At 63.6% G+C, this 16760-nt stretch carries 17 protein-coding genes; 9 read left to right on the top strand and 8 right to left on the bottom strand.

The window, feature by feature from the left end; all coding sequences use genetic code 11:
* Positions 1-340: 340 nt before the first annotated feature.
* The 5 genes from AWB78_RS23840 to AWB78_RS23860 all read left to right on the top strand — a co-directional run bounded on the left by AWB78_RS23840 (position 341) and on the right by AWB78_RS23860 (position 4414).
* Complete coding sequence (locus tag AWB78_RS23840) at positions 341-1315, top strand: LysR family transcriptional regulator (RefSeq protein WP_062608458.1); 975 nt, start codon at positions 341-343, stop codon at positions 1313-1315.
* Between the two features lie 83 nt (positions 1316-1398).
* Complete coding sequence (locus AWB78_RS23845; protein ID WP_232477843.1) at positions 1399-2244, top strand: quinoprotein relay system zinc metallohydrolase 2; 846 nt, start codon at positions 1399-1401, stop codon at positions 2242-2244.
* Positions 2245-2264: 20 nt separating this feature from the next.
* Positions 2265-3131: a quinoprotein dehydrogenase-associated SoxYZ-like carrier gene (locus AWB78_RS23850; RefSeq protein ID WP_062608460.1), complete on the top strand. Its 867-nt coding sequence runs from the start codon at positions 2265-2267 to the stop codon at positions 3129-3131.
* Entirely contained in the window at positions 3128-4060 is a 933-nt protein-coding gene (locus AWB78_RS23855) for an MBL fold metallo-hydrolase (RefSeq protein WP_062608461.1), read from the top strand. The genes AWB78_RS23850 and AWB78_RS23855 overlap by 4 nt, the downstream gene beginning before the upstream one ends.
* Positions 4061-4105: 45 nt before the next feature.
* Positions 4106-4414, top strand: coding sequence for an EthD family reductase (locus AWB78_RS23860; protein ID WP_062608462.1), 309 nt, complete (start codon positions 4106-4108; stop codon positions 4412-4414).
* On the opposite strand, the gene AWB78_RS23865 is transcribed toward AWB78_RS23860, so the two are convergent.
* The 3 genes from AWB78_RS23865 to AWB78_RS23875 form a co-directional block, all read right to left on the bottom strand.
* Positions 4411-5148 (bottom strand): Pr6Pr family membrane protein, encoded by a 738-nt coding sequence (locus AWB78_RS23865; RefSeq protein ID WP_062608545.1) that lies wholly within the window; start codon positions 5146-5148, stop codon positions 4411-4413. The genes AWB78_RS23860 and AWB78_RS23865 overlap by 4 nt on opposite strands.
* An 88-nt stretch (positions 5149-5236) precedes the next feature.
* Positions 5237-6541: an MFS transporter gene (locus tag AWB78_RS23870; RefSeq protein ID WP_062608463.1), complete on the bottom strand. Its 1305-nt coding sequence runs from the start codon at positions 6539-6541 to the stop codon at positions 5237-5239.
* Between the two features lie 96 nt (positions 6542-6637).
* On the bottom strand, positions 6638-8017 hold the full coding sequence (locus AWB78_RS23875; RefSeq protein WP_062608464.1) for an NAD(P)H-dependent oxidoreductase: 1380 nt from the start codon (positions 8015-8017) through the stop codon (positions 6638-6640).
* 123 nt (positions 8018-8140) lie between these two features.
* Between AWB78_RS23875 and AWB78_RS23880 the strand changes: the two genes are divergently transcribed.
* Positions 8141-9034 (top strand): LysR family transcriptional regulator, encoded by an 894-nt coding sequence (locus AWB78_RS23880; protein WP_062608465.1) that lies wholly within the window; start codon positions 8141-8143, stop codon positions 9032-9034.
* A 42-nt stretch (positions 9035-9076) separates the two neighbouring features.
* Here AWB78_RS23880 and AWB78_RS23885 read toward each other — a convergent pair whose 3' ends face one another.
* Positions 9077-10465 (bottom strand): dihydrolipoyl dehydrogenase, encoded by a 1389-nt coding sequence (locus tag AWB78_RS23885; protein ID WP_062608546.1) that lies wholly within the window; start codon positions 10463-10465, stop codon positions 9077-9079.
* Between the two features lie 216 nt (positions 10466-10681).
* On the opposite strand from AWB78_RS23885, the gene phnC reads away from it, so the two are divergent.
* From phnC to phnE, 3 genes are all read left to right on the top strand, one after another.
* Positions 10682-11518 carry a phosphonate ABC transporter ATP-binding protein gene (gene phnC, locus AWB78_RS23890; protein ID WP_062608466.1) on the top strand — a complete coding sequence of 279 codons (837 nt, stop codon included), beginning with the start codon at positions 10682-10684 and terminating at the stop codon, positions 11516-11518.
* A 30-nt stretch (positions 11519-11548) separates the two neighbouring features.
* Positions 11549-12520, top strand: a complete 972-nt coding sequence (gene phnD / locus AWB78_RS23895; RefSeq protein ID WP_062608467.1) for a phosphonate ABC transporter substrate-binding protein — start codon at positions 11549-11551, stop codon at positions 12518-12520.
* Positions 12521-12604: 84 nt separating this feature from the next.
* Positions 12605-13339 carry a phosphonate ABC transporter, permease protein PhnE gene (gene phnE, locus AWB78_RS23900; protein ID WP_232477849.1) on the top strand — a complete coding sequence of 245 codons (735 nt, stop codon included), beginning with the start codon at positions 12605-12607 and terminating at the stop codon, positions 13337-13339.
* Between the two features lie 6 nt (positions 13340-13345).
* On the opposite strand, the gene AWB78_RS23905 is transcribed toward phnE, so the two are convergent.
* From AWB78_RS23905 to glnP, 4 genes are read right to left on the bottom strand one after another with little or no spacing between them, the layout of a single operon-like run.
* Positions 13346-14311 (bottom strand): MurR/RpiR family transcriptional regulator, encoded by a 966-nt coding sequence (locus AWB78_RS23905; protein ID WP_062608469.1) that lies wholly within the window; start codon positions 14309-14311, stop codon positions 13346-13348.
* Positions 14268-15320 carry a C45 family autoproteolytic acyltransferase/hydrolase gene (locus AWB78_RS23910; protein WP_062608470.1) on the bottom strand — a complete coding sequence of 351 codons (1053 nt, stop codon included), beginning with the start codon at positions 15318-15320 and terminating at the stop codon, positions 14268-14270. Before AWB78_RS23910 ends, AWB78_RS23905 begins: the two co-directional genes overlap by 44 nt.
* A gap of 21 nt (positions 15321-15341) precedes the next feature.
* On the bottom strand, positions 15342-16103 hold the full coding sequence (gene glnQ / locus AWB78_RS23915) for a glutamine ABC transporter ATP-binding protein GlnQ (RefSeq protein WP_062608471.1): 762 nt from the start codon (positions 16101-16103) through the stop codon (positions 15342-15344).
* Entirely contained in the window at positions 16100-16756 is a 657-nt protein-coding gene (glnP, locus tag AWB78_RS23920; protein WP_062608472.1) for a glutamine ABC transporter permease GlnP, read from the bottom strand. Before glnP ends, glnQ begins: the two co-directional genes overlap by 4 nt.
* Positions 16757-16760: the final 4 nt, after the last annotated feature.

Genomic DNA, 16760 nt, shown 5'->3' on the forward strand with positions numbered 1-16760 from the left:
GAAGTACTTTGGATGGGGATAGCTGTTTCTTTGGTTACTTTCTTTGCAGCAGCAAAGAAAGTGACTGCCGCCCCGCACAGGGGCAGAGCTAATAGACCGACACGAAACCAGGAAGTCCATAGAAGCCGAACGCAAAGTTAGCAGCAGCAAAGAAAGTGACTGCCGCCCCGCACAGGGGCAACGCCAATAGACCGACGCGAAAACAGGATTTCACGCCCGCACCCGAAAACAAACCAGGCGACTACCGCCCCGCGCACGGGCAGTGCCAATAGACCGACACGAAACCAGGAAGTCCATAGAAGCCCAGGCAAGCGACCCCAAACCGACCCTCAACCCCACCGTGAATTTCATCCGCTCCCTAACCCTGCGCCAGCTACAAATCTTCGTGATAGCGAGCCGCTGTCCGAGCTTCGCCCGCGCAGCCGAGGAGCTGCACCTAACGCAACCTGCGGTATCGATGCAAATCCGTCAATTAGAAGAAGCAATAGGACTTCCACTATTCGAACGAGTAGCACGCCGTCTCGCGCTGACCGAAGCGGGCGAAAGGCTATCGCACCATGCAAGCCGCATCCTCGGCGAAATAAAGGATGCCGAAGACGCGATGATGTCCCTCACGCAAGCCGACAGCGGCTCGATCGCGGTGAGCATCGTCAGCTCGGCGACGTACTTCGCGCCGAAGCTCCTCGCGCTGTACTCGCAGCAGTACCCAAAAGTCGATGTGCATTTCTCCGTCGGGAACCGCGAAACGCTTCTGCGCCTGCTGCAAGACAACGCCACCGATCTGGCGATCATGGGCCGCCCGCCCCCCGAACTGGGCACCACAGCCGAGCCACTCGCCTATCATCCGCATGTGATCATCGCGCCGCTCACGCATCCGTTACGTGATGCAAAAGACTTCGATCTGCAGGAACTCGCCAGCGACACATTCCTCCTGCGCGAGCCAGGATCAGGCACACGCGCCGTCGCCGAGCACGTATTCCGGCAGAACCTCTTCGTGCCCGCGCGCAGCGTCACGCTCGGCAGCAACGAAACCATCAAGCAGGCAGTGATGGCCGGCATGGGCGTGAGCCTCATCTCGCTGCACACGCTATCGCTCGAACTGCGCACCGGCGAAATCGCCGTGCTCGACGTCAACGGCACGCCCGTCGAACGAACCTGGCAGCTCGTGCATTCGCGCTCGAAACAGCTCTCGCCGACCTGTCTCGCGTTTCGCCGCTTCCTGCTCGAAAACGCCGAGCCGTTTCTCGAACGCGAGTACGCGCAGTTCGGCCTGCGCAGACCCAGGCGTCTTGCCGAAACGGGCGGCGTCCGATGATCGTCGCGTCGGCGTGGCGTCATGTCGTCTTCGTCATACTGATTGCATGTGCAACGATCGCCCACGGTGAGACCGCGCTTTCGATGACGCAAATCGCGCCCGGCAACTACGCGCATCGCGGCCATGACGATGTCGCGACGCCGGAAAACGGCGGCGATATCGCAAACGTGGGCTTCATCGTCGGCACGCGTTGCGTCGCCGTGATCGACACGGGCGGCACGCTCGCCGAAGGCCGCGCGTTGCGCGCCGCGATACGCGCGGTGACATCGTTGCCGGTTTGCTATGTCATCAACACGCACATGCATCCGGATCACATCTTCGGCAATGCGGCTTTCAAGGAAGATGACCCGCAATTCGTCGGCAGCGCGACGCTCGCGCAAGCAGAAGCCGCGCGCGCCGACAACTATCTGCGCGCGCTGAATCGCGAGCTGGGCAATGCGGCGGCGGGCAGCGAAATCGTCGCGCCGACGAAGACGATCGACGGCACCGGCACGCTCGATATCGGCGGACGAATGCTCACGCTGCGCACATGGAAAACCGCGCATACCAACAACGATTTGACGGTATACGATGAGAAGAGCGGCACGTTGTGGACGGGCGATCTCTTGTTCGTGCGCTGCATGCCTGTCGTCGATGGGAGCGTCGTCGGATGGCTCGACGATATCGCGCGCATTCGCCAGATGAATCCGCGTCACGTCGTGCCCGGACACGGCCCGCTCGATCCGCCGTGGCCGCAATCGCTCGACGCCGAAGCGCGTTATCTCGCCGATCTGGCGCGCGATGTGCGTGCGGCCATCAGGAAGGGCGAGACGATCCGGCAGGCCGTCGACAGCATCGGCCTCGACGAGAAGGACAAGTGGCTCCTCTTCGACATCTATCACCGTCGCAATGTGACGGCCGCCTACGCGGAGCTGGAGTGGGAGCAGTAGCGCAGCATTGGAGGGACATCATGAAGACAGCATGGTCCGGCGTTCGCGCGATGACGTTCGCGGCCCTCGCCGCGGCGGCGCTCGCGCCGTATGCCGCGCAGGCGGCGCAGCCCGACGACGATCCCGACAAGGTCGCGCGCTGGCTCGACTTCAAGGAAGGCGCGTTCAAGGGCCGCACGATCGACCCGCACGGCGACGCGGTCATCAAGCTCGATGCCCCCGCGCGCGCGGCCGATGCCGCTGTCGTGCCGATCGCGATCAACGCGCAATTCCCGCAGACGCCCGCGCATTACATCAAGAAGGTTCATCTCTTCATCGACGAGAATCCCGAGCCGTATGCGGGCTCGTTCGAGTTCACGCCCGAGTCGGGACTGGCGACGATCGAAACGCGTGTGCGCGTGGAAGACTACACGTTCATGCGCGCGATCGCGGAGACCAACGACGGCAAGCTCTATAGCGCGGTGCGTTTCGTGAAGGCATCGGGCGGCTGCTCCGCGCCCGCCGACAAGGACGATGACGTCGCCGAGCGCGCCGCGGGACAGGTCAGGCTGCAGGCCGAAGGGCAGGCCGTTGCAGGCAAGCCCGAACTCGCACAGTTGATGGTGCGCCATCCGAACCGTACCGGCATGGCGATGAACCAGATCACGCGCAACTACGCGACGGCGTACTTCATCCGCAAGGTCACGGTCACGTATGCGGACAAGCCGGTGATGACGGCGAACGTCAACTTCTCGATCAGCGAGAACCCGAATTTCCGCTTCTACTTCGTGCCGGGCGCAAGCGGTGAGCTGAAGGCGCATATCGAGGATACGAAGAACAAGCAGTGGGATGGCGCCGTGGCGGTAAGCGCGCGGCCGGGCTCACAAACGACATCGGCGATGAAATGACGGCGCGCTGCTTGCGGGCGCTGTTTTGCATGCTGCTCTTCGCGTCAGGCACGCTCGCGCACGCGGCGATGAGCGGCATGCCCGCGCCCGTCGCCATTGCGCCGGGCGTGTATGCGTTCATCGGCGATAACGATGCCGTCGCGCCGAAGAATCACGGCATGGTTGCGAACAACGGCTTTATCGTCGGGACGGATGGCGTGACGGTGATCGATAGCGGGCCGTCGTATCGCTATGGCCGCGCGATGATCGAAGCGATCCGCAAGGTCACGCCGCTGCCGGTGAAGCTCGTGATCATCACGCATCAGGCGCCCGAGTTCGTGTTCGGCGCGGCCGCGTTTCGTGACGACGACGTGCCGATTCTCGCGCATGCACGCGCCGCGCAACTGATTCGCGAGCGCTGCTCGATCTGCCTCGCGAATCTGCGCAAGACGCTCGGCGAAGACGAGATGGCCGGCTCGCGCGTGACCGTGCCCGATAAAACCGTGAACGGCACGACGGAAATAGAAAGCGGCGGACGCAAGCTGCAACTGCTGCACTTCGGGCCCGCGAGCACGCCGGGCGATCTCGCCGTGCTCGACACGCAAACCGGCGTGCTCTTCGCGGGCGGGCTCGTCTCGAACGGACGCATCCCCGAACTGCGCAACGAGCAGATTCCCGGCTGGCTCGCCGCGCTGGAAAGCCTGCGCGCGCTCGACCTCAAGATGGTCGTCCCCGGCTTCGGTGCGCCCTTGCGCGGCGACGGCATCATGCAGACGGGCGTGTATCTGCGCGAACTCGATGCATCGGTGAAGCGCGCGTACAAGAGCGGCATCGGCCTCACCGAAGCGATGCATACCGTCCAGGTGCCCGCATTCAGGAACGACAAGCTCTATGCGATCGCGCAGCCGCAGAACGTGCAGCGCGTCTATCTCCAACTCGAAAAGCAATGACACGTTTTTCCCTCTGAAGCCGTACAACCACCAGGAGACTCGACGATGGCCCAGCTCGTAGCGCTATACAAGCATCCGACCGACACGAACGCATTCGACGATTACTACGCTTCGACCCACGTGCCGCTTGCGAAGACGCTGCCGGGTCTGCGCCGTTATGAGATCAGCACGGGACCGGTCGTGGCGGCGTCCGGGGATTCGCCGTATCACCTCGTCGCGTTGCTGCAATTCGATTCGCTCGACGCGATCCAGACTGCGCTCGGCTCGCCCGAAGGCCAGAAAACCGCCGCGGATCTCGCCAACTTCGCGCAGGCCGGCGTCGAGCTGCTGATGTTCGATCGCGAAGACGCCTAATCGATCCGTCCGGAGGAAGAATCGCCGGATTCGACCTCCGGATCGGCCACGCTCAGATCGTCGCGCCGGTGATTGATGACGAGAAACACGCTCATCAACACGATGAACGCGATGACGAGCATCGCGGCATTGATGAACACGCGCTCATAGCCGAGCTTCGTGACGTTGATGAACGGATAAGGATAGAAGTCGGAGAGCTGCCCGCGCCATAGCGTGATGCACAGATACGTCAGCGGATACACGAGCCAGAGCGCACAGCGCCGCAATGACAGATGAAAGCGCGGCACGAACAGAAACCAGTACAAGGCCGCGAGCGCGGGCACGACGGTATGCAGCGATTCGTTGACGAGCGCGCGATAGCCCGAGGGCGTCCATAGATAGCGCAGCAACGCGTTATACGCGATCCCGACGAAGACGATATACACGACGATCGCCGTCACCACGGTCGGCCTGCGAAAGAAGCGCGCGATCGGCGTTTGCGCGCGTGTCGCGACGCACGTGAAGCAGAGCGCCGTGAGCAGCACGGTCAGATTCGTCAGATAGCTGCTCATGCGGGCAAGGCCGTCGATGACCGTGAAGCCGCGATCGACGAGACGCGCGATGGTGATATCGGTCTGCGCGGCGAACGCGAGCCACGCGATCATCGCGATGGCCGCCGCCACCGCGATCGACGCGGTGCTCGGCGTATGCAGCGGCAATTCGGGTTCTTGCCGGGAAGGGTTCGGAGATTGCATCGACATGAAGCCATTTTACGTGCATGGCCACCATGATCGATGCAACGAAAGCGCCCGGAAAAATGGGCGCTTTCGTGCTGAAGCTGCATTACCGGTCGGCGAGCTTGCCCGAAATCGCGCGCACCGCGAACGCGCCGACGACCATGAACGCCGCGACCGCATAGAGGCCGATGCTGTTGTTATGCGTCGTCACGTTGAGCCAGCCGACCATGTAGGGCGACACGAAGCCCGCGAGATTGCCGACGCAATTGATGCCCGCGATGCCCGCCGCCGCGGACGTGCCCGCGAGAAACGCGGCGGGAATGCCCCAGAACAAGGACAGCGCCGACAGAATGCCCGCCGCCGCGACGCTCAACGCGATCACCGCGAGCACCGGCTGATGCCCCACGTACCCGCTGGCCGCGAAGCCGATTGCGCCGATCACGAGCGCCACCGAGAAGTGCATGCGTCGCGAGCGGAACCTGTCGGCGCTGATGCCCGTGAGGATGATCGCGGGAATCGCGACCACATACGGCACCGCCGAGAGCCAGCCGATCACTTCGACATTGGTGAGCCCGCTGTCCTTGATGATCGACGGCAGCCAGAAGCTGATGCCATAAAGCCCGATGATCTGGCAGAAATACACGCCGCACAGCTTCCAGATGTTGACGTCGGAGAGGAACGCGCGCGCGTTGTGATGCGCGGTCTTGTCGGCTTCCTCGCGCTCGACCGCATGCGTGACGAGGCGCTTTTCGTCATCGGTGAGCCACTTCGCCTGACTCGGCTTGTCGACCATGAGCCAGAGCACCATGATGCCGACGACGAGCGCCGGAATCGCTTCGATCAGGAACAGCCATTGCCACGCGGCCATGACGCCCGAATGCGTGAACGCCGAGAGAATCCAGCCCGACAGCGGCCCGCCGACGATACCCGCGAGCGGAATCGCGATGTAATACACGCCGTAGGCGAAGCCGCGCTTCTTCGCGGGGAACCAGTACGTGAGATAGAGCATGATGCCCGGCGAGAAGCCCGCTTCGGCGACGCCCAGCAGAAAGCGCACGAGATAGAACTGAAACGGCGTCTTCACGAAGAGCGTGAGCGCCGAGATGATCGCCCACGTGATCATGATGCGCGCGATCCAGCGACGTGCGCCCACGCGATGCAGGATGAGATTGCTCGGCACCTCGAAGATGAAATAGCCGATGAAGAAGATGCCCGCGCCCAGTCCATAGACCGCATCGGAAAAGCCGAGATCGGACAGCATTTGCAGCTTCGCAAAGCCGACATTCACGCGGTCCAGATAATTGCAGAGATAGCACAGCACGATGAACGGCATGATGCGCCACGTGATCTTGCGGTACACGTCCGACGTGCCCGACTGTGCGACGCCTAGCGTTTCGCTGATTTGGCTCATGTCTCCTCCGTCGCCCTTTGCCGGGCGTTGAGAGTGCGAAGCGCCCGGGCCATCGAATGAGCCGGGCGCGAAAGGGATCAATTCGCGTTCATTGCGTTAGCTGGCGAGCTTTTGCGCCGGCACCTCCAGCTTCAGTTCGGCGCGGAAGAGATCTTCCATTTCGCGCCGCACGCGCACCGATTCCTTGCTCGCATCGAACGCGACATCGCTCCAGCGCACGGGTTGCCCCGCCGCGACCGGACGTTGCAGCACGACGTTATGCGCGAGGCCGATCGGCAATGCGCCGTGAATCAGCGAATCGGCGGCGGGCATCAGCTTGCCGTAGACGGTGTGGCCGCCTTCGCCGTCGAGACGCTCGCCCGCGCGCAGATCGCGCTTCGCGGTGGCGGCGACATCGCCATGAAAGCCCGAGGTCGCGCCGGTCGCTTCGCCGCGCACGGCGATGCTCGCAATCGAGTGCCCGAGTTCGAGGCCGATCAGGTGATACGGCTTGTACATCGCGGCGAAGCGGCCCGTGCTGTCGGTCTTGAGGCCGTATTGCGCGAAGCAGTCGCGCACGTAATCGGTCGGCGCTTCGAAGACCGCGTACACGCCCCAGCGCAGATCGCGGAACACGGGACGGCCGTCGCGCTCCAGCGACGACACCACTTCCACGCTGCCGCGATGCGGAAGAATGCCGCCTTCCGATGCGGGCCGCAGCAAGGTCGGCAGATCGTCGACGCCGCATGCGGGGAACGCGAGGCCATCGGCGGGCGGGCGCAGATCGCAGGCATTCGAAACCGCCGCCATTTCGAGCGCGGATTTCGTGCCGTCGAGGAACGAGTTGAACATCTGCGCGTTGAAGTCGCCGGAGCCGACCTGCTCTTCGGTGAAGCCGTAATGGCCCCAGACGGTATCGGGCGTCGATTGATGATAGATCGGCAGATACTTCGTGCCCTTGCCCGCGCAGATCACATCGAAGCCGATGGTGCGCGCCCAGTCGACGATCTCCGCAATGAGCGCAGGCTGATCGCCCGACGCCATCGAATAGATGATGCCGGCTTCCTCGGCGCGCCGCGCGAGCAGCGGGCCGGCGAGCACGTCCGCTTCGACGTTGACCATCACGATGTGCTTGCGATGCTTGCAGCACAGGAGCGCGTGATGAATGCCCGCGGCGGGGCTGCCTGTCGCGTCGATGACGATATCGACGTGATCGCTCGCGATCATCGCGTCGGCGTCGTCGGTGATGAAGGTCGAGCCGCTGGTTCTCGCTTCGGTCCACGAGCGCGCCGAATAGCGGGCTTCTTCCCAACCCACGCGCTGCAATGCTGCGCGCGCGCGATCCGGCGACAAATCCGCGACGCCGACAAGATGAATGCCCGGCGTGCGCGGCGCCTGCGACAGATACATGGAGCCGAACTTCCCCGCGCCGATCAGACCGACCTTGACCGGTTTGCCTTCCTGCGCACGGGCCTTGAGTTTCGCGATGAGCGACATGCTGTGTGTCTCCTGATTATTTCGCGGCTGCGTGCTCTGCGTCTGCAGAGTCGAGAAAAAGATAACAGGCCGTTTCTTGCAATAGAATGGGCAAATCGACAATCGCCCTGTGCACAAATCCCCATGCGCGGCTTCGACTGGGACGACATCCAGGCTTTCCTCGCCATCTCTCGCGCGGGCCGGCTCACGGTCGCGGCGCAGCAGATGGGCGTCGATCATTCGACCTTGAGCCGGCGCGTCGCCGCGCTGGAAACTGCCCTGGGCGTGAGGCTTTTCGATCGCAGTTCGCTGGGCTTCGTGCTCACGCCCGAGGGCGAGCGCGTGCTGAGCGACGCGGAAGCCATGGAGAGCCTCGCGATGCGTATGCGGCATCGGCTCGAAGATGCGTCCATTGGTCTGACGGGTAGTGTGCGCATCGGCACGCCGGAGGGCTTCGGCACGTACTTTCTGGCGCCGCGCATCGCGCAGATATCGGCGGTGCATCCGCAACTCGAAATCGAGCTGATCGCGAATCCGCGCATGTTCAGTCTGTCGAAGCGCGAAGCCGATCTCGCGGTGAGCATGACGCGGCCTGCGCAAGGGCGCGTCTACGCGCACAAGCTCACGGATTACGCATTGGGGGTTTATGCATCGCGCGATTATGTGGAGCGGCATTGCAGGATCGCATCGCGGCGCGATCTGCTGAAGCATCCGTGGGTCGGTTATGTCGAGGATCAGATGTGGTCGGCGGAGCTGAACTATCTGCCGCAGATTTCGAACGCGCTCGTGCCGACGATTCGTATTTCCAATGTGATCAGTCAGGCGGCGGCGGTGTCGGGCGGCGTGGGGCTCGGCGTGCTGCCGTGTTTCATCGCGCGTACCGATTCGAATCTCGTGCGTCTGTTCCCCGATGAGATTGCGTTGTCGCGGTCTTACTGGCTCGTGACGCTGGCCGAGACGAGGGATGTCGCGCGCGTCAGGTGGCTCGCGGATTTCATTCGCAATGAGTGTGCGGGGACGTGGTTTCTGGAGGGATAGCGCACGCCGGTCGATGCGCGGTTCGACCGGCGTGCGCGACGTTCACGCGAGCTTCACGGCTGCATCGCGCAACGCCGTCCTCAAGCCTTCCTCGACCACCGGATGATAGAACGGCATCCGCAGCATGTCATCGACGGTGAGCTTCATCTGCAAAGCCCACGCGAGCAGATGCGCGATATGCTCCGCATCCGGCCCGATCCATTCCGCGCCGACGAAGCGGCGGCTCGCGCGATCGGCATACACATGCATGAGCCCGCGATTCCTGAGCATCACGCGGCTGCGTCCCTGATCCTCGAAGCTCACTTCGCCCGTCACGAACGATTCCGGCATCAGGTCCGCATGACGCGCACCGACCATCGCGATGCCCGGATCGGTGAATGCAATCGCGATGGGCGCGCGACGCTCGACCGGCGCGACATGCGGATAACGCGCCGCGTTCGTCCCTGCTGCGCGGCCTTCGTCGGCGGCTTCGTGCAATAGCGGCAGCACGCCGTTCGCGTCGCCCGCGACGAACACGGGATGCGCGCCCGCTTGCAGGGTCAGCGGATCGTAGACGGGCAAGCCATCGTCGTCGAGTTGCAGCGATGTGTCCTTCAACCCGAGCCCGCCGATATTCGGCTTGCGACCGGCTGCGACCAGCACGTAGTCGAAGGTATCTTCGATCACATCGCCCGCGCCGGATACATAACGCAGGCGCACTTCATCGCCTTCGCGCGTGGCGGCTTGCACTTGCGCGCGCGGCTCGAAGTGAAACGCCTCGCTGAATACGCGCTGTGCATAGTCACGAATGTCCGGATCGCTCAGAGGCCCCACACGCCCGCGCGCGCCGAGCACCGAAACCCGCACGCCGAGCCGCGCCAACGCCTGACCGAGTTCCAGCCCGATGACACCCGCACCGATCACCGCAACACGCTTCGGCAAATCGTCCCATGCGAATACATCGTCGTTGATGATCGCGCGATCGCCGAGCGCGCGATACATCGCGGGCATGACCGCGCTCGATCCCGTCGCGATGACGACGCTCTTCGCATGCACCTTCGTGTGCTCGCCGACCATCAGCACGCTATCGTCGATGAAACGTGCGTAGCCGCTGAGCTTGTCGGCGTCGGGCATCGCATCGACGCCCGCGACGACGAAGCCCACGAAGCGATCGCGCTCGCGCTTCACGCGCGCCATGACCTCGCGCCCGTCGATGCGCACCGCGCCGTCGATATGCACGCCGAATGCGCCCGCATGTGTCGCGTGATACGCGGCGTCCGCTGCCGCGATCAGCAGCTTGGACGGCATACAGCCGACGCGCGCACATGTCGTCCCATGCGCGCCGCCTTCGATGAGGATTGCCGAAGCGCCCGCCGCCTTCGCCGCGCGATACGCGGAAAGTCCCGCGCTGCCCGCGCCGATGATGGCGACATCCGTATTGATCGTGTTCATGATGGTGTCCCGAAAGGTCGATGCATTTGCAACCATCATGGAGCGCCGCGTCGAGAACGTGAATGCTCGTGCGGATCGATTTCCTGCTCGATCGTCTCAAGCGAAGTCATGTATTCATCTAGACGTCTCATGCGCGTCACTTTCTCGTCATGTTGGCTTCCTAGAATCTCCCGAACGTTTCAGCGCGCCATTGGCGCGCGCCCATCGAGGGAAGCTATGGACGCAATTCGCATCGAGCGTCTCACCAAGACGTTCAGGAACGGCCGCAAGGCGCTCGACTCCGTCGATCTGCGTGTGGAAGAGGGCGAAATGGTCGCGCTCATCGGCGCGTCGGGATCGGGCAAGTCGACGCTCTTGCGGCATATCGCGGGCTTTACGGCATCCGACCCCGCGCCGTCGCATGTCACGCTGCTCGGCCGCCCGATTCAGCAGAACGGCAGGATCGTGCGCGAAGTGCGCTCGATTCGCCGTGATGTCGCTTTCGTGTTTCAGCAGTTCAATCTCGTCGGCCGGTTGTCGGTCATGACGAATGTGCTGATCGGTGCGCTGTCGCGCGTGTCGCTGTGGCGGCGTCTCGCGGGACGTTTTCCGCGCGGCGAGCGCACGCTCGCGATGGATTCGCTCACCGCGATGGGCATCGGCGAACACGCATTCGAACGCGCGAGCAATCTCTCGGGCGGACAGCAGCAGCGCGCGGCGCTGGCCCGCGCGCTCGTGCAGCGTGCGCGCATCGTGCTCGCGGACGAACCGATCGCATCGCTCGATCCCGAATCGGCGCGCCGCGTGATGGAGCTGATGCAGACGCTCAATCGCGAACGCAAGCTGACGGTCGTCGTGTCGCTGCATCAGATCGATGTCGCGATGAAGTATTGCCCGCGCACGATCGCCCTGCGCGATGGCCGCGTCGTCTTCGATGGCGCGAGCGAGCGTCTCACGCCCGCCGTGTTGCGTGAACTGTACGGCTCGTCGGCGGAGGAACTGCTCACGCATCACACCGCGCACAACACGCGCTCGCAGCCGGAGCCGGCTTTCGCATCCGCTGCAAGCGCCTGAGTCAAACCAACATCAACCCTGGATCGCTTCATGAAAACAGCCCGTTTCTTCCTGGCTGGCGCCGCGCTCGCGTCCTGCCTTATGACGCAGACCGTTCTTGCCGAGACGATCAACTTCGGCATCATCTCGACGGATTCATCCGCCGCGCTCAAGCAGCGCTGGCAGCCGCTCATCGACGATCTCAACAAGCAGACCGGTCTCGACGTGAAAGCGTACTTTGCGACCGACTACGCGGGCATCATCGAAGCGATGCGTTTCAACAAGGTGCAGATCGGCTTCTTCGGCAATGCATCGGCGATCGAAGCCGTCGACCGCTCGAATGGCGAAGTCTTCGCGAAGGTGAAGTACAAGAACGGCGAGGCGGGCTATTACTCGCTGCTCATCACGAACGCGAACAGCAAGTGGAAGTCGCTCGATCAGGTGCTGAAGAACACGAAGGACATCAATCTCGGTTTCGGCGATCCGAACTCGACCTCGGGCACGCTCGTGCCTTCGTACTATCTGTTCGCGAAGAACGGCATCAACGCGAGGACCGCGTTCAAGAGCGTGCTGCCGTCGAGCCATGAAGCGAACATGCTTGCCGTCGTGAACGACAAGGTGGATGTCGCGACGAACAACACCGACATGCTCGACACCATCAAGACGCAGCATCCCGAGCTATATGCGAAGGTGCGCGTGCTGTGGAAGTCGCCGCTGATTCCGTCGGACCCGCTCGTGTGGCGCCGCGATCTGCCGCAGGCGACCAGGGCCAAACTGCGCAATTTCTTCGATCACTACGCGGAAAAAGACCCGCGCGAACAGGCGGTGATGGCGTCGATCTCGGGCTATTCGGGTTTCGCGGATTCGTCGAACGCGCAACTCGTGCCGATCCGTCAGATGGCCTTGTTCCAGAAGAAGCAGCAGATCCAGAACGACGCGCATCTCGACGACGCCGACAAGAAGGCGCAGATCGCCGCGCTCGATCAGAAGATCGCCGCGCTCGACAGCACGTCGGCGAAGTAAATGAAGCCGCTCGACGTAACCACGTTCGAGGCCGGCATCGTCCGGCCCGTGCACGCGACGGTGCCCAAACGCAGCTGGACGTCGATGCTCGGCTGGATCGTCGTGATCGCGGTGCTGGGTTTGTCATGGAAGAGCGCGGACATGCGCCCGCTCGATCTGCTCGGCGCATCGGGCAACATGAGCCAGTTCGCGCGCGACTTCTTTCCGCCCGACTTCACGGAATGGCGCACGTATGTGCAGGAAATGATCGTGACGCTGGCGGTCGCGGTATGGGGCACGGCGCTCGCGCTGATCTGCGCGGTACCGTGCGGCCTGCTGTCGGCGCAGAACATCGCGCCGGTGTGGATCGCGCAGCCGGTGCGCCGGCTGATGGACGCATGCCGCGCAATCAACGAGATGGTCTTCGCGATGCTCTTTATCGTCGCGGTCGGCCTCGGGCCGTTCGCGGGCGTACTTGCATTGTGGGTGCACACGACGGGCGTGCTCGCGAAGCTCTTCGCAGAAGCGGTCGAAGCCGTCGATGCGCGTCCCGCGGAAGGCGTGCGCGCGACCGGCGCGAGCAGTCTCGATGAAATCATCTACGGCGTGCTGCCGCAAGTGTTGCCGCTGTGGATTTCGTTCGCGCTCTATCGCTTCGAATCGAACGTGCGCTCCGCGATGGTCGTCGGCATGGTGGGCGCGGGCGGGATCGGCGTCGTGCTGTACGAGGCGATCCGCTCGTTCAATTATGCGCAGACGGCGGCGGTGATGCTGATCGTCATCGTGATCGTGTCGCTGATCGATCTGGCGTCGGGCTGGGTGCGCGAGCGCGTGATCTGAAGCGCGTCACGACATCTCGATGCCCAGCGTCGTGATGAGACGCTCGCGCCGTTCGAGCGCCTGCAGCGAGCGCTTGCCGAGATGCGCCGCGACGAGATTCAGCAAGCCCTCGCAGAACACGAGATAGGCGCCCATGCTGTTGCTGAAGAAGCTGCTCTCGTGCGGAATCAGGAACGCGTGTCGCGCGGGCGGCACGAGCGGCGAGGCGAGCGTATCGGTGATCGCGATGACATCGAGCCCGGCTTCCTTTGCGGCGATGGCGGCATCGGCGACGCTGCGCGTATAGGGCGCGACGCTCGTGACGAGCACGACGTCGCCGGGCTGCAACTGCGCGAGCCCTTCCGCGACGCCGAGCCCTTGCGCATCGAGCAGGGCAACGTCCGCGCGGATCATGCCGAGGCCGTAGCAGACGAAGCTCGCGAGCGCGCTGAACTGGCGCAAGCCGTGAACGCGCACGCGCTTCGCATCGGCGATGAGGCGGGCGGCGCCGCGCAAATCGGCGGGCGAAAGCTGCGCGATGAAGCCTTCCACATTGCCGATCGATTCGCGCGCGAGCTTCACGACCATGTCGACTTCGGGCGCGGCATCGTGCGCGTGCGTTCTGCTGCTCGCGACGAGCCGCTCCGCCTGCTGGCTATAGAAGTGCCGATGACGCTCTGCGAGACTGTCGCGAAACACGCTCTGAAAATCGGCGAAGCCCGCATAACCGAGCTTGGTCGACAGGCGCGTGAGCGTGGACGCATTGACATCGAGCGATGCCGCGAGATCGGTGATCGTGCGCACCGCCACTTCCTCGGGGCGTTCGAGCAGCTTCGCGAGCACCGTGTGGGCCTTGCCGCCGAGCGAGACATCGGCCTCCTCGCGGCCGATGCGTATCACGAGGTCGCGCAAGCCATCGACGCTGCGTGGCGGCATCTGCGTGCCTGCTTCAGCTTCGCTCGCGCGATGTCCCTTCTGTTTGCCTGTGTCCATTGATCATCCGGTACCGGGCGGGCTGCCCGGGATGTTCGTGAACCTGCCATTCTATGTGAGATGCGCGAATGGCCATGTCGGCGGTGGCGAGGGTGTTTTCATCGTCGGGATCGTCCGGATGCGTGCGATGAATCGGCAGTGCGGCATCTTCATGATCCGCGAGGATCGCGAGAGGATCGATTGCTTTGCCGGATGCGAGCATCGCGTCGCCGCGTGCCTGCCGATGACGCGACGAGTCCGTGATGATCTGCGAGAAGCCGTGCATCGCAGGATGAATCGCGTGATTCGCATGCAGCGACGGCGCTTTCACTTCGACGACCGAGCAATCGTGAGCGCTGAATTCGACACTCAACAGCGCGGGACTGCTGCACGCGCCGAGCGTCAGATGAAAACCGCCCGCACGCGGATTGTCACGCACGACGGACACGGCTTCATCGAGATTGCCCGCGTCGAGAATTGCGCGCGTGAGCACCATGCGCGGCACGCCCGCGACGACTTCGCGCTGACGCAGATTGTTCACGGTCACGGCGAGGCCGCCGTTCGTGACGGCGAACGTATGCCCCGGCAGCGAGGCCGGATACACGAAGGCCGCGAAGCCCGCGCTGCCATCGACCTTGCATTCGGCGATCGCGCAATGCCCCGCGAAACCCGGAAGGCCGTCCTCGTTATGGCTGATGCGCCGCGCATCCGCACCGGGAAGCTGCACGGTCGTGCAGCCATCCGGCGACATCGCCCAGAGATCGCCGCGGCAGTTCCAGAGGAAGACATCCTCGAAGGGCAGGCCGAGACCGATGGCCAGCCCTTCGAGCTCCTTCCACACGCGGGGAAAGCGCTCTTGCACGAGCGCGGCCATCGTCTTCGATGTATCGCTGCCGCGCCATTGCATGATCGTTTGCCATGCTCGCGTCTTCAGCAAGTACGTATGCGCCGGGTGCGCGCCGAAGCGGCCGAGTGCTTCGCCCGCGTCGCGCGGGGAGCCGGAGATTTCGATAAATCCAAGTGCCGCCATATTCGAGGTGATTCGCAAAAGTTATTCGACGTGTTGCAGGAAATCGCGCAAACGCTGATTAGGCGGATTATCGAGCAATTCGGCGGGCGGGCCATCTACGGTGATGTGCCCGTGCTCCATGAAGATGAGCCGCGTGCCGACCTTGCGCGCGAACGCCATCTCGTGCGTGACGACGACCATCGTCATGCCTTCTTCCGCGAGCGACTGCATCACGCGCAGCACTTCCTGGCGCAACTCGGGATCGAGCGCGGACGTGGGCTCGTCGAAGAGCATGAGTTTGGGCTTCACCGCGAGCGCCCGCGCAATCGCGACGCGCTGTTGCTGCCCGCCCGACAACTCGCTCGCATAGTGCCCGACGCGCGCGCCGAGCCCGACCTTCGTCAGCAGATCGCGCGCAAGCGATTCCGCATCGGGCTTGCTCATGCCGCGCACCTGACGCGGGCCGAACGCGACGTTTTCGAGCGCCGTCATCTGCGGGAACAGGTTGAACTGCTGGAACACCATGCCCGCTTCCTGGCGGATCTCGCGCACCTTCTTCGAGCCGCCGAGCACGCTGATGCCATCGACGACGAGATCGCCGCCATCGATCTGTTCCAGCGCGTTGATGCAGCGCAGTAGCGTGGACTTGCCCGAGCCCGACGGCCCGATCAGCACGACGACTTCGCCCGCGTTGATGTTGAGATCGACTTCATCGAGCACGACCGTCTTGCCGAAGCGTTTCGTCACGCCCTTGAACTGCACCATGTGGCCGTTCACGTGACCGTTGTGATTCATCGTATTCATAGGATGCGCATCCGCTTTTCCATCGTGCGCAGCCCGAAGGTCAGCGCGCCGATCATGCAGAGATAGATGATGGCCACGGCCGTCCAGATTTCCACCGCGCGAAAATTCGACGCCATGATTTCCTGACCTTGCCGCGTGAGCTCGCCGACACCGATCACGATGAACAGCGACGTGTCCTTGAGGCTCACGATGAACTGGTTGCCGAGCGCGGGTGTCATGCGCCGTATCGCGACCGGGCCGACCACGAACGCGAGCACGCGCCAGCCGGGCATGCCGAGCGCGAGGCCCGCCTCGGTGAGGCCGCGCGGCACGGAAAGAAACGCGCCGCGCACGATCTCCGCGATATACGCGCCCGAGTTGATGATGATCGACGCGATGGCCGCCGTCATCGCATCGACGCGCACGTGCAGCAGCAAGGGCAGGGCGAAGTAGATGAACATCACCTGCACGACGATCGGCGTGCCGCGCACGAACTCGATATACGCGAACGCGATCTTCTGGCACAGCGCATTGCCATACGCGCGCATCAACCCGAACAACAGGCCGACGAGCATGCCGCCCACAAGCCCCGCGAGGGTGATCAGCACCGTGAGGCGCGCGCCGTGCATGAGCGCGGGCACGGCGTCCATGATGACCGACAGATCGAACTGCATTGTC

The organism is Caballeronia calidae (assembly GCF_900044055.2).
In the GTDB taxonomy this organism is placed as follows: domain Bacteria; phylum Pseudomonadota; class Gammaproteobacteria; order Burkholderiales; family Burkholderiaceae; genus Caballeronia; species Caballeronia calidae.

Coding starts and splice junctions, on each gene's coding strand:
- AWB78_RS23845 (WP_232477843.1), top strand. CDS start 1,399: ATGACGCAAATCGCGCCCGGCAACTACGCGCATCGCGGCCATGACGAT.
- AWB78_RS23850 (WP_062608460.1), top strand. CDS start 2,265: ATGAAGACAGCATGGTCCGGCGTTCGCGCGATGACGTTCGCGGCCCTC.
- AWB78_RS23855 (WP_062608461.1), top strand. CDS start 3,128: ATGACGGCGCGCTGCTTGCGGGCGCTGTTTTGCATGCTGCTCTTCGCG.
- AWB78_RS23860 (WP_062608462.1), top strand. CDS start 4,106: ATGGCCCAGCTCGTAGCGCTATACAAGCATCCGACCGACACGAACGCA.
- AWB78_RS23865 (WP_062608545.1), bottom strand. CDS start 5,148: ATGCAATCTCCGAACCCTTCCCGGCAAGAACCCGAATTGCCGCTGCAT.
- AWB78_RS23870 (WP_062608463.1), bottom strand. CDS start 6,541: ATGAGCCAAATCAGCGAAACGCTAGGCGTCGCACAGTCGGGCACGTCG.
- AWB78_RS23875 (WP_062608464.1), bottom strand. CDS start 8,017: ATGTCGCTCATCGCGAAACTCAAGGCCCGTGCGCAGGAAGGCAAACCG.
- AWB78_RS23880 (WP_062608465.1), top strand. CDS start 8,141: ATGCGCGGCTTCGACTGGGACGACATCCAGGCTTTCCTCGCCATCTCT.
- AWB78_RS23885 (WP_062608546.1), bottom strand. CDS start 10,465: ATGAACACGATCAATACGGATGTCGCCATCATCGGCGCGGGCAGCGCG.
- phnC (WP_062608466.1), top strand. CDS start 10,682: ATGGACGCAATTCGCATCGAGCGTCTCACCAAGACGTTCAGGAACGGC.
- phnD (WP_062608467.1), top strand. CDS start 11,549: ATGAAAACAGCCCGTTTCTTCCTGGCTGGCGCCGCGCTCGCGTCCTGC.
- phnE (WP_232477849.1), top strand. CDS start 12,605: ATGCTCGGCTGGATCGTCGTGATCGCGGTGCTGGGTTTGTCATGGAAG.
- AWB78_RS23905 (WP_062608469.1), bottom strand. CDS start 14,311: ATGGACACAGGCAAACAGAAGGGACATCGCGCGAGCGAAGCTGAAGCA.
- AWB78_RS23910 (WP_062608470.1), bottom strand. CDS start 15,320: ATGGCGGCACTTGGATTTATCGAAATCTCCGGCTCCCCGCGCGACGCG.
- glnQ (WP_062608471.1), bottom strand. CDS start 16,103: ATGAATACGATGAATCACAACGGTCACGTGAACGGCCACATGGTGCAG.
- glnP (WP_062608472.1), bottom strand. CDS start 16,756: ATGCAGTTCGATCTGTCGGTCATCATGGACGCCGTGCCCGCGCTCATG.